11 protein-coding genes are annotated in these 15,591 nt (G+C 66.5%); 5 read left to right on the top strand and 6 right to left on the bottom strand.

What is annotated here, in order from left to right:
• Nucleotides 1-66: 66 nt before the first annotated feature.
• Genes EXU48_RS24755 through EXU48_RS11335 form a run of 4 tightly spaced genes read left to right on the top strand, consistent with a single transcriptional unit; the run spans nt 67 to nt 4,418 of the window.
• Nucleotides 67-1,350, top strand: a complete 1,284-nt coding sequence (locus tag EXU48_RS24755; protein ID WP_207947698.1) for a polysaccharide pyruvyl transferase family protein — start codon at nt 67-69, stop codon at nt 1,348-1,350.
• The gene (locus EXU48_RS11325; protein WP_207947699.1) at nt 1,347-2,582 is read left to right on the top strand and encodes a Coenzyme F420 hydrogenase/dehydrogenase, beta subunit C-terminal domain; all 1,236 of its coding nucleotides are present in this window, start codon (nt 1,347-1,349) and stop codon (nt 2,580-2,582) included. Before EXU48_RS24755 ends, EXU48_RS11325 begins: the two co-directional genes overlap by 4 nt.
• Nucleotide 2,583: 1 nt before the next feature.
• On the top strand, nt 2,584-3,429 hold the full coding sequence (locus tag EXU48_RS11330; protein ID WP_207947700.1) for a glycosyltransferase family 2 protein: 846 nt from the start codon (nt 2,584-2,586) through the stop codon (nt 3,427-3,429).
• On the top strand, nt 3,423-4,418 hold the full coding sequence (locus EXU48_RS11335) for a glycosyltransferase family 2 protein (protein ID WP_165962770.1): 996 nt from the start codon (nt 3,423-3,425) through the stop codon (nt 4,416-4,418). The genes EXU48_RS11330 and EXU48_RS11335 overlap by 7 nt, the downstream gene beginning before the upstream one ends.
• Here the strand turns inward: EXU48_RS11335 and EXU48_RS11340 are convergent.
• From EXU48_RS11340 to EXU48_RS11365, 6 genes are all read right to left on the bottom strand, one after another.
• A complete protein-coding gene (locus EXU48_RS11340) occupies nt 4,415-6,280 on the bottom strand; it encodes an asparagine synthase-related protein (RefSeq protein ID WP_165962771.1) in 1,866 nt (621 codons plus the stop codon). The two genes, EXU48_RS11335 and EXU48_RS11340, sit on opposite strands and share 4 nt — an antisense overlap.
• Nucleotides 6,270-7,001, bottom strand: a complete 732-nt coding sequence (gene cuyB, locus EXU48_RS11345) for a cysteate racemase (protein ID WP_133107770.1) — start codon at nt 6,999-7,001, stop codon at nt 6,270-6,272. Before cuyB ends, EXU48_RS11340 begins: the two co-directional genes overlap by 11 nt.
• Nucleotides 7,002-7,028: 27 nt before the next feature.
• Nucleotides 7,029-7,889: a right-handed parallel beta-helix repeat-containing protein gene (locus EXU48_RS11350; protein WP_165962772.1), complete on the bottom strand. Its 861-nt coding sequence runs from the start codon at nt 7,887-7,889 to the stop codon at nt 7,029-7,031.
• 92 nt (nt 7,890-7,981) lie between these two features.
• The gene (locus EXU48_RS11355; protein ID WP_133107772.1) at nt 7,982-9,517 is read right to left on the bottom strand and encodes an oligosaccharide flippase family protein; all 1,536 of its coding nucleotides are present in this window, start codon (nt 9,515-9,517) and stop codon (nt 7,982-7,984) included.
• 534 nt (nt 9,518-10,051) lie between these two features.
• Nucleotides 10,052-11,506 (bottom strand): hypothetical protein, encoded by a 1,455-nt coding sequence (locus EXU48_RS24760; RefSeq protein WP_207947701.1) that lies wholly within the window; start codon nt 11,504-11,506, stop codon nt 10,052-10,054.
• Between the two features lie 543 nt (nt 11,507-12,049).
• On the bottom strand, nt 12,050-14,542 hold the full coding sequence (locus EXU48_RS11365) for an FdhF/YdeP family oxidoreductase (protein ID WP_133107773.1): 2,493 nt from the start codon (nt 14,540-14,542) through the stop codon (nt 12,050-12,052).
• Nucleotides 14,543-14,651: 109 nt separating this feature from the next.
• Between EXU48_RS11365 and fdhD the strand changes: the two genes are divergently transcribed.
• Nucleotides 14,652-15,515 (top strand): formate dehydrogenase accessory sulfurtransferase FdhD, encoded by an 864-nt coding sequence (gene fdhD, locus EXU48_RS11370; RefSeq protein ID WP_133107774.1) that lies wholly within the window; start codon nt 14,652-14,654, stop codon nt 15,513-15,515.
• Nucleotides 15,516-15,591: the final 76 nt, after the last annotated feature.

The raw sequence follows: 15,591 nt of genomic DNA on the forward strand, positions 1-15,591 counted from the left end.
GGAGCCAGTTGGAATCAGTGCCCGAACCACCCTCGCGGGGCCACCCCCGCCTCCATACTTGACCGGGTGAGGAGTCTACGAGTTGTCCTGGCCGGCGCCGCGATCGGTAATGGCAACCGGGGGGTCGAGGCACTCGGCCGATCCGTTGCCGACGCCATCGAACGCGACGCGCCGGGAAGCCGGCTCACGATCCTCGATGACGGTTGGGGGATCCGCACCGATGCCACGAGCCGCTACCCGGGGGCGACCGTGGAGTACCTCGGCGTCCGGCTCTCGCGACGTTGGCATCGGCCCGAGAGCTGGGCACAGATCCGCCTCGCCCAACGCGTGGCGCCGCGGCTGAACCCAGCGGCCCGTCGATTCGCCGAGGCTGATGCGATCCTTGACATCTCGGCAGGCGACAGTTTCACCGACCTCTACGGTCCAACCAGGCTTGCCTCCGTCTCAGAACCCAAGGAGGCCGCGCTCCGAGCGGGCCGGCCACTCATCCTTTTGCCTCAGACGTACGGCCCGTTCACGACCACGGACGGGCGAAAGAAGGCCGAACGACTCGTCCGCGCGTCGACGCTCGCCTACGCGCGCGACGAGTGGAGCTACGCCCAACTGCTCGACCTCGCTGGACCGGACGCCGACACGTCCCGGCTCCGTCGGGGCGTCGACGTGGCATTCGCACTCGAACCGCGGGAACCCGGCGGTGAGACGGTGCGATCCTTAGCCGCCCTGGACGGCGAGGTCGTCGCCGGCGTCAACGTGAGCGGCCTCCTGCGCGACCGGGTCGGTCATGAACGCTTCGGTCTCGCCGGGGACTACATCGAGACGATGACGCGCTTGGTCCAGCGCCTCGTCGGCGACGGCGCGCGCGTGGTGTTCGTGCCGCATGTCCACCTGCCCGGTGGCGCCGGCGAGAGCGACGTCGCCGGCATTGAGGCGGTCCGCTCCCGACTCACCGAAGCAGAGGTTGCCCGCACGACCATGGTGCCGGCGGCCCTCGACGCGGCCGAACTGAAATGGTGCATCTCCCGGATGGACTGGTTCGTCGGCAGCCGGATGCACTCCACGATCGGTTCCCTCTCGACCGGAACCCCGACATTCGGCTACGCCTACAGCGACAAGACCCAGGGTGTCTTCGAGAGTTGCGGCATGGGGTCGCAGGTGGCCGATGCCCGCAGGATCGCGGGCGAGGAGGCCGTCGCCGAGATGACGGCATCCTTCGCCGCCCGCTCCCGGCTGCGGGACCAGTTGGCGCGGGACATGCCCGCGGTCGTCGAGGAGTCGCAGGGTCAACTGCGCGATGTCCTGACCGCCGTGGCGGGCTGGTCCAGGTCCGACGCCGTGAACGTGATCGCGTGAACTCCCGTCTCGACAGCATCGATGCCGTGGTCGACGCGCACCTGTGCACGGGGTGCGGCGTCTGTGCGTACCTGCGTCCGGACGCCTTGCGGATGACGGACGTCGACGGCGTCGGGGTCCGCCCGCTGCCGATCGTCGGCATCACGTCCGGGGTTGCAGGAGACGCGCTCGCCGCCTGCCCTGGGCGCGCACTCCAGCACGACGAGGAGGCCCTCGCGGACGCCCCGTTCGGCGGCGAATGGGGGCCGATCCTCGACCTATACGAGTGCTGGGCAACGGATCCTGAGGTCCGGCACCGAGGGTCCTCCGGTGGCGTCGTCAGCGCTCTGGCGGCCCACGCCGTGACATCGGGTGCCGCCGTCGGGGCTCTGCAGGTGCAGGCACGAGCGGATGCGCCACTGTTGAACGAGACCCGTCTGAACCGCACCTACGCCGATATCGTCTCGGCCGCAGGGTCCCGATACTCGCCGGCGAACCCGTGCGAGCGCCTCGATCTGGTCGAATCCGCCGAGGGCCCCAGTGTGGTGGTCGGCAAGCCATGCGACATCGCAGCGACCCGCGCAGCGGCACAGCGACGCCCGGAACTGGCCGAGAAGGTGGGCCTGACCATCGGGATCTTCTGCGCCGGGACCCCTTCGACGGCCGGCACGGCTGACCTCGTCCGTGGCCTCGGCATCGACCCGACGGAGGTCGAGCGACTCGACTACCGAGGTGAGGGTTGGCCCGGCGAGTTCCGGCTCCGGACCCGCTCGGGCGAGACCCGTTCGCTCAGTTACGCGGAGTCATGGGGATCGCTGACCAAACGGCGCCAGTGGCGATGCATGATCTGCCCCGATCACACCGGCGAGTTCGCCGACCTCTCTGTTGGTGACCCCTGGTACCGGCGAACCGAGGGTCAGGACGGCCGTTCGCTCGTCGTCGTGCGGACCGAGCGCGGCCGGGCGGCGCTGCTGCGAGCGCTCGCCGATGGAGCAGTCGAGGGCGGCCCCCTCCCGCTCGAGAAGTTGCCGGCGTCACAGCCGAGCCTCGAGACGACCCGAGGAGCCTTGTGGGGACGGCTGCTCACCTTACGGCTGGCCCGAGTGGGCACTCCCCGCTATCGCGGGCTCCCGACCTTCCGCCTGTGGCTCAAGCTCGGTCTGAGCGAGAAGTTCTCGTCGTTCGCGGGCACCGTGCGCCGGATCAAGGTCCGCGGCCTGCGCCGCCCCGAGTTCATGCGAGAGGAGCGCTGACGTGTCACATCGGGCAGACATCCTGATGATCACCTACAAGAGCGCGGGCTACCTGCACCTCAGCCTGCCGAGACTGCTGGAGACGCTCGGTGAGCGGGACCGGGTCTGGCTCTGGCACAACGGCGACGACGAGGCCACGATCGAGGCACTGCGGCCGTTCACCACAGACTCCCGCGTGCACCGCTACCATCACAGCCGCGAGAACGTGAAGCTCCGCGAGCCCACGACGTGGTTGTGGCAGGAGTCGTCCGCCCGGTTCGTGTCGAAGGTGGACGACGACTGCCGCGTGGCTCCGGGCTGGATCGACACATTCGCGGACGCGCACGAGGCCAACCCGCAGTTCGGCGTCGTCGGGAGCTGGCGACACCCGGATGAGGACTTCCGTCCCGAACTGGCCGAGAAGAAGATCGAGACCTTCCATGGTGGCCATCGGTTGATGCGCAACCTGTGGGTGCAGGGCAGTGGCTATCTCCTGTCGCGAGATCTGGTCGACACGCACGGTTACCTCGGCCCGCAGGAGTCGTTCACCGGCTACTGCATCCGGCTGGCCCGCGGGGGCGCCGTGAATGGCTTCTACTACCCGTTCGTCCCCGAGGATCACATGGACGACCCGCGGTCCGAGCACACGCTCATCCACACCGACGAAGACCTTCGGCAACGAATGCCCCTCTCCGCTCAGGCCAACGGCGTCAACACCGTCGCCGACTGGACGGCGCAGCTCGTGCAGAGCGCCGCCGTGTTGCAGAGCGCCTCGCTCGATCCGAGGGTCTACGGCGGCTGGCGGAAGAAGGTGAAGTCGGCGCAGAAGCGGTTACGGACGATGACGGGCAGGCCGGCCCAGTGGTGACCCCGGAGCGGGTGCCCGCGCCGCCGTCGAACGAGCCCGGCGGGGATGGCTCTGAACCTGACGTTGTCGTCATCGCGGTGACCTACAACGCAGCGGACATCATCGAGGCCTTCCTCCGCGCACTTCCCGACGCCCTCCGTGGCATCGACTCCACGGCCGTCACCATCGTCGACAACGCCTCGATCGACGGCACGGCCGAGCTGGTGGAGGCGATCGCTCCCTGGGTCCGGCTGGTCAGGTCGGATGCCAACCTGGGTTACGCGGGTGGGATCAACCTCGGCTACGCCCGAGGACTTGGCACGCGAGGCACGTACATCCTGAATCCTGACGCGGTCCCCGCGGTGGGCAGTGTTCGGGTCCTGCTCGATGTGATCGAGGCCGACCCCACCGTCGGCGTCGTCGTCCCGAGGATTCAGAACGCCCAAGGAGGACTCAAGTTCTCACTCCGGCGCGAACCCACCCTGCTGCGCGCCGTGGGCGAGACCGTTCTGGGCGGACATCGCGCGGCCCGCTTCGCTCCCCTGGGCGACATGATCCGCGACCCGGCCGCCTACCACGAAGGCGCCACGGCCGATTGGGCGACCGGCGCCGCCATGTTCCTCTCCCGGCGGGCCATCGACGAGGTCGGGCTCTGGGACGAGCAGTTCTTCCTCTATTCGGAGGAGACCGACTACGCGCTCCGGATGCGGGATCTCGGCTACCACCTCCACTTCACACCGAGAGCAACAGTCCAGCACCCCGGCGGGGACATGAGTAGATCCCCCTACCTGTGGAGCCTCGTTGCGACCAGCAGGATGCGCCTGTACCGGAAGAGACATGATCCGCTCCGGTCAGCGAGTTACTGGCTAGTTCAGGTCATCAACGAAGGAGCACGCGCCTCTCTCGGCAGGCCTACCCATCGCGCGGCGTTCCGCGCGCTGATGGGGATTGGCGGAGACCCGCGTGAGGACCGGCCGGACCCTCGGGTTCAGACCGTGAGCGACGCCTAGGAGCGAGCCGCTGCGCGGTCCCCGTAATCGACCGACCAGGCGTGTGCCGTCGCGATCTTGGCAAGAGTCAGCGCGCCTACTTCGGGTCGTCCATGCTGGACACTCCTGATCGCCGATTCCAGAGCGGGTGCCGAGAAGATCGGATTCGCCGCCGCTCCCTCAAGGATCGCCAGAAGTCTCTCGGAGTAGGCCGGGCGGGTCCGCAGCCAGAGATCCGCCGGGAATACCGAGCGGCGCACCTCGACGGCACGTGCGGGGGCGTCGAAAGGCGTTCGACTGCTCACCCATTCGGCTCCTACCTGTTGGGCTCGCCTCAGCGCCCGACGAGCACCGGAAACCGGATGAGTGCGGGTCAAGCCGGCCAACTGGCTGAGGAAGGAACTGTCTCCGGACCAATAGACGTGATCGAGTCCATTCGGGGAGTTTCCGTCGTCGCTGCGAGGGATGCCAGCCGCCCTTGAAAATAGTTCGCGATGCGCGCGGAGATACAGGTTTCCATTGCGGCGCTGATCCATGCTCAAGCGAGCCGCGAACTTCAGGAACCGTGCATCGAGGAATGGCGCCTCGGTTCGGATTCCGATACGCCGGAGTGAGTTGATCAGCATCCCTCCCCATCTGGTCTGCCGGTTGGCGAACTTCCAGAAGATCACCATGTCGCCACGCGCATCCATATCCCAGGCCGACATCGAGTCCGCCAGACCCGATCTCACCATCGTCGGCAGATCCGTACCGAAACCCGGATCCAGTAGCCGTCCGATCACGCGGGCTTCTCCCGCGTATCGATGCCACTGTCGGTCGAGAGCCTGGTCTGCGCCTCGCACGCCCAAGCCCTTGTCGTCACCCCAAAGCGGACCACCGGCGAGTCCGTTGATGACGGTGCTTGTGAGGTTGGTCAGCCGGTTCCGGAACCAGAGCTCGTACATCTCAGCCGGGCTATGGGCGCCGTCGAGGAGAAAGAACGCGTCGGGGGCATCGCGGAGCACATCGGTGTCGGAAACTGGAATCATCGTGTGCGGCAGTTCCAGGTCAGCGGCCAGTCGTGCCGCGACTCGACCCTCGTAGGTGACGGTCGACCCGTAGGTGTACGACATCGGTCGGAAGCCCAGGTCGGCCGCCTGGACCGCGATCGCCCGGCTGTCCAGACCGCCGCTGAGCCCGAGTAGAGGCCGTTCATCCGTCGTGCGCGTGGCGATGTCTCCGATGACCGCTCGCCAGACGCGGCCGAACTCCTCGATCGCTTCAGAGTCATTCAGTGCATCGTCGCTTGGAGCGAAGAGCGGATCGGTGGTCACCCGCGTTCCCGATCCGAGGTGCCATCGGACAACCGCGCCGGCACCGAGGATCCGAGCGTTCCTGAGCAGTGTGCGCTCGCCGAATGGGTGAAGCGCCACCAAGTACTCGGCCAAGCCCTGTTCATCCATATCCGCAGGGAGCCCAAGGCTGACGAGAGAGGCAAGGTGGGTTGAGAAGAGGAAGCTCGCACCAATCTCCGCCCAATAGCCCGGCAGGTATGCGGCGCCGTCAGCACTGATCGTAGCTGCGCCGGCCGGAGCAAGATCAACGACGATGCGCCCCGCTTCCGAACCGGCGCCGGAGACCTTCTCACTATGCGCGGCGCCGACGCCCGAACGGGCCGTGCCGATGTCGAGCGTGGCTGCACCTCCCGGCAGTTCCTGCAGACGAGCAAACGTGCCGCCGACCGGATCGGTTTCGGCAAGGGCTACGCAATAGGTGTCGGACTCGAGTACTCGGAATGTGCCCGCTCCCGGCAGTCTGCCAGCGGCGGCGGTCACCAACGCACGCCGACGATCTGCCTCTGCCTGGCCGGGCGGGCCGGCTACGAGCAGCGCCTCATGCGACACTGCTTGTCCCCTCTGCATCCTGAAGTAGTGCCACCGACGTCAGGCTCCTTGCTCTTGAGAGCGTGGCGGCAACCAGGACACCCAGAGCGTCGATGACGGGAAACCGCCGCGCCAGTTCATCGGCCACGAGCGAGATCTCCGTGCACCCCAGCACCAACGCCGTCGCACCTTGCGCGAGCAACTGGTCGGCGACAGCAATGAAGTGATCTCGCACTGCAAGATCACCCGCCTTGATCCGTGCGATCCCGTGGCTCACAACGGACTGATCATCGACGTGTGGATGCACCAGGTTGAGGCCGGCCGCACTGAATGCCGATCCGTAGACGTTCGTCCGACAGGTTCCGGCGGTGGCAAGCAGCCCAAATGAACTCGGACCCGATGCGGACGCGACCCGGACCGTCTCAGCGATCATGTTGACGATCGGCACAGGCACGCGAGCCTGTAGCCAGTCGTAGTACGCATGAGCCGTATTGCAGGGCATGCAGATCACGTCGGCACCGGCCACGACAAGCCGATCCGCGCTCCGCAGGAGGTGCGGACGTGGATCCTGTCCACCTTCGAGTAGAGCGCGAGTGCGGTCAGGGACGGACGGGTCGGAGTCGACGATGACGTGGAAGTGCTCCTGATCCGTGTCGGCTCGGGTCTCCACGGTGATGCGACGGAAGGTCTCCACCGTCGCCATCGGGCCCATGCCCCCGAGGATTCCAATCGTCGCGCTCATGGGAGCACCTCTAGGTCTAGTCCGTCCTCACGAGATCGGTACATCTTCACCAGTCCCCTCCCAGGTGTTGCCGTCCCAGACGAACCCTGGGCCACCGTTGCTGTCACGACCCGCGACTGGACCGTACCTGCCGCACGTATCGAAGAACATTCGTCCGAACGTGTTGTCGATGTATCGGACGTCGCTCGCGACCGGAAACTCCTTCGAATCCAACGATCCTGCATAGGTGCAGTACGAGCCTGTGCTGTTGAACAGGTTCCCCGTGACCAGAATGTCGCTGATCTGCTGGAAGTCTCCATACATCACGAGAGCGCCCGAACACCCCGGACCACTACAGATCACCGTGTTCCCCTCGATCACATTGCCAGATCCTCCATTGATCCCGATGGCCGACCGATGTGTGTCAGACCCTTCCGTGCTGAAGTCAGCGCGGACGAAGTTCCCCCGAATCACGGAGTCCGAAGTCAGCCGGATACCCGTGCCCACGCCGATGATTCGTGAGCCTTCCAGCGTGAACGGGCACGATCCGTAGACGGCCTTCGCATCATCGACGAGGACCGCAGGATCTCCTACGATCTCGATGCTCTCGATAACGACACCGGTCGGGCAGGTGCCGTCCGGACCCTCCTCGATGAGCAAGGCATACTGCCCGGGTCCTGTGGCGATGTGGTTGATTCGCACGTTCCGCACGGTGACGCCGTCGTGCTGAACCCGCACGCGCCCATCCACTTCCAGGCCCTCGATGACTTGCCCGCTCTCCTCCGATGAGACCGAGCCGGAAGGCACCAGTAAAGACTCAGGAATAAGTGGTCCGGTGCTCTCCGCCGTGGGAAAGGCCGACACCGTAGGGACGCCGATGTCTGAGGAGGTTGGTGCATCCTTGCTCACCTCTCCAGGGCTACATGAGCCGAGGAACGCCGCACAGGCGACGAGCAGCACTGCGCTCCGAACGCTGACCCGCTGGTGCGGACTCCGGGAACTCATGCCCGCTCCGACACCGGTCCGTGCGCAGCCGCGTCCGATACAGACTTCTGAGCGATGGCGACCTTCGGCCCGCGAACTGACCGCGCCCGCAGAGTCCCAACCATGCTCCTGAACTCGGGTGCCGACGCCCACAGGCACAGGCCCGCCCCGATGGCGCCGGCCACCCCCGCCAGGAGCAATTCAAACAGGGCGGGAAGCACGGCGAATCGCACTATTCCACCGGAGATCGAAACGGCGACGAATCCCGCAATCGCTCCTGGTGCCCAAGCTCGCAGCATTTCCCTGACACGCAGATGCAAGACCCTGGACGAGACCCACACTATAACGACCGTACTGACTCCGGTGGCGACGATCATTGCGAGACAGAGCAGAACCAATGCCATCGAATCATCCGGCGTAGCCCAAGCTGCTAGGACGAGCGCGGCGATCTTCAGCGCACTGCTGGCCCAAATGACGATCGACAGCGTGCCGGGTCGATTCCAGGCCTGTAATGCCGGCCCCAGGAGAAGCGAGATGGCCGCGAAAGCCTGCATGATGGCGAGCAGTCTGATCGCTGTGGCTGTGCCATCCCACTCGGGGCCCAGGATCTTTTCGATCGGCCCGGCTGCACCGGCGAGGAGGCCAAGCAACGGGAGTGCCAGCGCCGCCGTTATCCGTTGCATACGCACCAGCCGACTACCGAAGGCGATCGAGTCGCCTTGAACTCCAGCGAGCCCTGGCAATGCCACCGCCTGCATCCCGCGCGCTGTGACGTCAACGGCTGTCGAAGCCAATCTCTGACCGAGCCTATATAGGCCCACAACTACGGGCCCGAATAGGAGACCGGTGAGCAGTACGTCCACTCGGCCACCGATGAATAATCCGAGACTTGAACTCGCCGCGCGCGTCGAGTAGGACCAGAGTTCCCGTGCTGCCTTACGGTCGACCCTGAACTTCGGGCGCCAAGGCGACACCGTCCAGAGCACGACGACGGCCACGGTCGCCGTCACGACCTGCTGGAGCACCAATGCCCATACTCCCAGCCCAAGGAGAGCGCCCAACAGACCCGCTACTCCACCGGAAACGAGCGACACCCAGGTTCGGATTGTCAACTGCTTGAAGGCGAGCTGACGACGAAGAAGAGCTTCGTGAATCACCACGGTGGAGGTCAGCGGCACTGTGAGCGCCAGAACCCGGATGACCGGGGCCAACTCGGGGAGTCCGTTGACTTCCGCCCACCAGGACGCCGAGGCGATGCCGGCGATCGTGCACACGGCGCCGACGGCGATCACGATCCAGAATGCGGTGTCGGCATGCCGGTCGGTCAGAGTCTTCCGGGACACGATTGCCGGCATGAGTCCCTGCTGCTGCAGCATCTCAATGAAGTTGACGAACACGAGCGCCATGGCGATCACGCCGAATGCCCGCGGTCCCAGCATCGCGGCCAACACGAAGGCCAGCCCCAGGCTGATTCCCATCTTTCCCAAGGACAGCGCGTATGACCAACTGGTTGCCGTGCGCAGCGACGCAGCAGGTGCTGACTTGCCTGTCATCGGCGACCCTCCCGACAACGCGTGCGGGGCATCGGGGCGCCATCGAAGGCAAGGACATTGGCATCGGAACGAAACGAAAAGTCCGCTCTCATCACGTCCTGCTTCATCACTCCCCGTCCCTGCCAGCCGCCACCAGATCGTCCAGTGCCTCAATCTCTCGATGGAAGTAGGGATGCGGTGCAACTCCAGAGAGTGCGGGGCACCCCACCTCCGGAGGCGGGCCTTGGCTTCCTCGAAAGTAGGCCACGGCGCTAGGCAGCGTCTGGTGAACGGAGGGTGATTCGCAGTTGGCACCAGGGGTCACCCCGGGGTGATCCGAAGGAGGCCGGTACGATGCGACGACCGACCCAGCTGGGGCTGTGTGAACACGATCGTCCAACCGTGCGGTGCTTGACGGACCCACCAGGGCGGTGGTGCCCCCGGGTCGACCCCTCACCTCTTCTGGTGAGCGGTCCGGACACGAACGACACAGATCCGTGGCCCGAGTCGGGCCACGGATCTGTGGTCTACTTCTCTGCGCTACGGTCGAGGCACCTAGAGCGGCCGGCCTGTCTCATGCCAGACGTTGCCGCTCCAGACGTTTCCGCGGACTCCGCTCTCAAAGCCACTGATCGGTCCATACCGCCCGCAGTTCGGTCCGTAGGTCGTCGAGAAGTGGTTATCGATGAAACGGATATTGGAACCGTCCGGGAAGGGCTTGCTGTCGAGGCTCCCACCGTAGGCGCAGTACGAGCCCGTCGTAGCGAGCAGGTTGTGCTGGATCAGGTAGTCCGTCACTGGCGCGAAGTCGCCGTACATCGGCAGTGCCGCCGAGCAGCCGCCCCCCTCACACATGATCACGTTGTTGATCAAGGCGTTGCCGGAGCCTCCGTTGTTTCCGATACCGCCACGATGGGCGCCGGAGTCCCCAGTGCGGTTCGAAAAGATGAAGGAGTTGCTGATCGTCGTGTCGTGAACCACCCTCGACGCTCGGCCCACGTTGTGCACGTGGCCGTGATCGAAGGTGTAGCCACACTCAGGTGAGTAGAGCGGAATGTCGTTCTCGGCCGCGTTCGCACCGTTGACCTCCACGTATTCGAACCGAACGTTGGTCGGGCACGAGCCGTCGTCTGTCGGCAGAACCTGGACCATATAGGTGCCGCTGCCGTTGACAAGGACATCGCGCACCACCACGTTGTCATGGCGAACAGTCAATCGGCCGTTGACGGTGAGTCGCTCAATCACCTGTCCGTCACTTGAGGACGCGAGGGACCCGGTCGTGGATTGCGACGCGTACCGTGGCCCGGTCGTCTCGGGCGTGGGCCAGTCACCATCGATCACAGGCGGTGTGGTGGGCTCCGGGTCAGGAGTGGGCTCCGGGTCAGGAGTGGGCTCCGGGTCAGGAGTGGGCTCCGGGTCAGGAGTCGGCTCCGGGTCAGGAGTCGGCTCCGGCTCAGGAGTCGGCTCCGGGTCAGGAGTCGGCTCCGGGTCAGGAGTCGGCTCCGGGTCAGGAGTGGGCTCCGGATCGGGCGTGGGCTCCGGATCGACCGGGCCGGCGCCGCCATCACCGGGTGCCAGCTCGAATGGCACGCCATCGACCGTGCTGTCGATCACCGTCGCTGGGTTCCGCTCGGAACTCATGAAACCGTTCCGGCAGCCCTCCAGGGCGACGCGCTCGGCGGTGTAGCCGCCGAACACGATCCCGTTCGTCTGGTCACCGTTGAGACAATCGACAGTGGAGTCTTCAATGACGGTCCCCGTCGCTCCCGGATAGATCCGGATGCTGTGATACCCGCCGTAGGTCACGGTCGTATTCCGAATCGTGACATTGTCGGCTTGGATCGCGATGGAGCCGCGAACGTGCAGCGCGTCGATCACGGCCCCGTCCTCACGCACCGTGATGCTCCCGGACTCCGTAAGGTCGTCCGGCCGGTCGCGGAGAGCGGTGTCGACCGTGTTGGCGTTAGCGGAGGCCATCCCTCCGACTGCGGTGAGCAGGACGGCTGCCATCGCGATACGAGCGCCGCTCTTGCGGCGCTCCCTGGTTCTACTGCTGATCACAGTTAGGGCTCTCCCTCGGTGTTCAGACCGATCTCCATTGAGACCGACCTCGGACGTCGAGGTCCTGCCAACCCTCGTGGCCGGACCTTTCCGCACCACGACTCGGCATCGTCACCGCCCGAACACCTTGGATCCTGGGACCGGCTGCACACCTTGCCGTGGAGCAGGTGGGTCCCCCGACCCCGAGCATCCTCAGCATCGCAAGGCTCTGCGATGCGGGTGACACCCGTACCCATGGCGATGCCGAGAGCCGAAGCCATCCAACTACCGGATCACCATTTGATAACAGCAACGTAACAGGGCCAGCCCGATGGCGAAAGTGGAGCCTCACCCTCCAACGGACCACACGCTCAGGATCGGGGAGCCGAAACGATCCTGAGCGGAATCAACCGTGGCGAACCGGGACGTTCCGCACCGTGACCAGGTTCACTCGAGCCCTCACCCTCAGCAGGTGAAAACCGCCTGGCCCGCTCACCCGGCCCTCCGACGGCATCACCCGGTGGATCCGGTCTCGAGCTGACCTGCGCGGCGACCCGCCCGCTCAATCCGGATGATCACCGACTTGGATGTCGGCGTCCGCGACGTCTCGGCGAACGACCCGAGCGGCACCAGCACATTCGTCTCCGGGAAGTACGCCGCTGCGCACCCGCGCGCGGTCGGATACGCGACCGCGCGGAATGCCTCCGCCCGCCGCTCGACGCCCTCGAACTCGGAGATCAGGTCGACCAGGTCGCCGTCGGAGACACCGGCCGCGGCCAGGTCGTCGGTGTGCACGAACACCACCCGGCGGCCTCCGTGCACGCCCCGGTAGCGGTCGTCCTTGCCGTAGATGGTGGTGTTGAACTGGTCATGGGAACGGATCGTCTGCAGGATGAGGCGGCCGGGCGGCACCCGCGGGTAGTCGAGTCTGTTCGCCGTCATCTCGGCACGGCCCGACGGGGTCGAGAAGGTTCGCGAGTCCCGCGGCGGATGGGGCAGGGCGAACCCGCCCGGCTCGTCGATCCGGGCCTCGTATTCGGTGAAGCCGGGCACGACGGCCTCGATGTGGCGTCGGATCAGCCGGTAGTCACCCTCCAGCGCGGCCCAATCCACTCGAGGCGCGTGCGGCCGCGCGCTGCCACCGGTGCTCGGGGTGGCGGCGGAGTCGGGGCGCCACGCGTCCGGAGCGGCGCCGCCAACCGGGCCCGTTGCTTCGCCGTCGACCCCGGACCGGTGCTCGCCGGTGGCCAAGGGCGAACGGGCCGCACCCGTTTCTCCCGTCGTAGCGGCGAACAGCCGTTGCGCCAGGCGGCAGATGATCGAGACCTCCGACAGCACGTGCCGGCTCGGTGGGCCCAGCCGTCCCCGGGAGGCGTGCACCATGCCCATCGAGTCCTCGACGGTGAGCCGCTGGTCACCGCCGGTTTGGGTGTCCCGATCGGTACGCCCGAGGGCTGGCAGGATCAGGGCCCGGCGGCCCGTTACCGTGTGCGAGCGGTTCAGTTTCGTCGAGACCTGAACCGTGAGCCGCATCCGGGACATCGCCGCCTCCGTCACGATGGAGTCGGGTGTGGCCCGGATGAAGTTGCCGCCCATTGCCATGAACACCTTGGCGTGGTCGTCACGCATCGCCTCGATCGCGGCAACCGTGTCCGTGCCGGGCTCGCGCGGCGAAGCGAAGTCGAACTCCCTGTCCAGTGCGTCATGGAACGTGGCCGGCATCCGCTCGAAGATGCCCATCGTGCGATCGCCCTGCACATTCGAGTGGCCACGCACCGGGCACACGCCGGCCCCGGGCCGGCCGATGTTGCCCTGCAGCAGCAGCACGTTCACGATGTCGCGCAGCATCGCCACCGAATGCCGATGCTGCGTCAGGCCCATTGCCCAGCAGACCACCGTTGCCGGAGAGTCGAGCAGCCGCCGCGCCAGGCCGTCGATCTGGGCGCGGGCGAGCCCGGTCGCGGTCTCCACCTCGGCCCACTCGAGCGCGCCGACATGGGCGGCGTACTCCTCGAACCCACGCACACTCGTGCGCAGGAAGTCATGGTCGAGCACGCTATCCCGGCCGGCGGTGGCGAGCCCAGCCGCCTCGGCCTCGAGTAGCAACTTGCCGAGCGCCTGGAACAGCGCCTGGTCCCCACCCAGCCGGATCTGCAGGAAGTCGTCGGCGAGCTCGATCCCTTTCGTCAAACCCAGGGCGGTCTGCGGGTTGTGGAAGCCGAGCAGCCCCGCCTCGGGCAGCGGGTTGACCGCGACGATGATCGCCCCGTTGCGCTTCGCCCGTTCCAGCGAACTGAGCATCCGAGGGTGGTTCGTGCCAGGGTTCTGGCCGGCGATGATCAGCAGCGACGCCCGCTCCACATCCGCAAGGGAGACCGACCCCTTACCGATCCCGATCGTCTCCCCCAGGGCGGACCCGGAGGACTCGTGGCACATGTTCGAGCAGTCCGGGAGATTGTTGGTGCCGTAGCCCCGGACCATCAGTTGGTAGAGGAACGCCGCCTCGTTGGAGGTGCGCCCGGACGTGTAGAAGATCGCCTCGTCCGGTTCGCAGGCGTTCAACTCCTCGACGATCACACCGAACGCGTCGTCCCAGCTGACAGGGCGGTAGTGGGTACCACCCGCGTCAAGGATCATCGGGTGCGCAAGCCGGCCCTGCTGCCCGAGCCAGTAGTCGTCCTTCCTGCGCAGGTCGGCGACGGAGTGCTCGACGAAGAACGTCGGCGGGATCCGGCGCCGGGTGGCCTCCTCGGCCACCGCCTTGGCCCCGTTCTCGCAGAACTCGGCGGCGTGCCGTTCCTTCTTCTCCGGCCAGGCGCAACCGGGACAGTCGAAGCCGTCGGTCTGATTGACCCGGAGCAGCGTCTGCGCGGATCGGACCGGACCCATCTGGTCCAGGGCCATGCCGATCGCGTGCGTGATACCCGGTAGACCTGCGGAGGTCTCCTTCGGCTCTCGTACCCGCAACTGCGTCTCGTCGATCCCCGTGGTCGGCGCCTTCGCCATCGGCTTCCACCTCCTGGATATCCAACGATGGTAGCCATGAGTCACGGCGGGCGCCGCGGTCGACGCGGCGTACGGTGGAGGTCGTGACGGCGGCACTGCGGAGACGGCGATGACCCGGGCAACCAAGCGCTCGCGGGTGCGCACCCTGCTCGCCGACGGCACGACGCGTGTCCGCACCGACACCCTCGCCGGCGAGGAGCCGATGGAGTTGCGGGTGGATGGCCACTCGCTGTCCGTGACGATGCGCACCCCCGGCCACGACTTCGACCTGGCCGCGGGATTCCTGGTCTCCGAAGGGGTGCTTCACCATCCTCAGCAGGTGACCCGGATCGGGTACGGCCCCGGCGTGGACGCCGGTGGCGCCGCGACCTACAACATCGTCGATGTCACCCTCGCGCCGGGCGTGCCTCGTCCCGCCGCCAGGGCCGAACGCCGGGTGTACACCTCGTCGTCCTGCGGCATCTGCGGCACGAACTCCATCGAGGCTCTTGGGCGGGTGTCGCATTTCGAGGGCGCCGCGCATGCGAGCGCGGTCTTCGACCTGACCGTGCTGCTCGACCTTCCGGCTCGGCTGCGCGCCGAGCAGGCGATGTTCGCGAGGACCGGTGGCACGCACGCGGCCGGTCTGTTCAGCGTCTCAGGTGACCTGCTCTGCCTGCGCGAGGATGTCGGCCGGCACAATGCCGTGGACAAGGTGGTCGGGTGGGCCTGGCGTGAGAACCGGCTGCCGCTTCGCAACACGATCCTGCAGGTCTCCGGGCGGGCTTCCTTCGAACTGGTCCAGAAGGCGCAGATGGCCGGCATCCCGGCGCTGGCTGCCGTCAGTGCCCCGTCCTCGCTCGCGGTCGAACTGGCCGAAGAAGCCGGTCTGACCCTGATCGGTTTCTCCCGGACGGACCGGCTCAACGTCTACAGCCACGCCGAGCGGATCCGTTCGTCGACAGAGCAGAGGACTCAGCCGACATCCGCCTGACTCCGGTCACCCATACGTCGCACGTGCCACAGGTTCTGTTGATTCAATGAGAGTCGGTGGAATCGGGCGAGGAGAA

The organism is Occultella glacieicola (assembly GCF_004353825.1).
Classification (GTDB): domain Bacteria; phylum Actinomycetota; class Actinomycetes; order Actinomycetales; family Beutenbergiaceae; genus Occultella; species Occultella glacieicola.

Excerpts from the sequence above, each read along its gene's own strand:
- cuyB (WP_133107770.1), bottom strand. The coding sequence starts at position 7,001 with ATGAGCGCGACGATTGGAATCCTCGGGGGCATGGGCCCGATGGCGACG.
- EXU48_RS11355 (WP_133107772.1), bottom strand. The coding sequence starts at position 9,517 with ATGACAGGCAAGTCAGCACCTGCTGCGTCGCTGCGCACGGCAACCAGT.
- EXU48_RS24760 (WP_207947701.1), bottom strand. The coding sequence starts at position 11,506 with ATGGCAGCCGTCCTGCTCACCGCAGTCGGAGGGATGGCCTCCGCTAAC.
- EXU48_RS11365 (WP_133107773.1), bottom strand. The coding sequence starts at position 14,542 with ATGGCGAAGGCGCCGACCACGGGGATCGACGAGACGCAGTTGCGGGTA.
- fdhD (WP_133107774.1), top strand. The coding sequence starts at position 14,652 with ATGACCCGGGCAACCAAGCGCTCGCGGGTGCGCACCCTGCTCGCCGAC.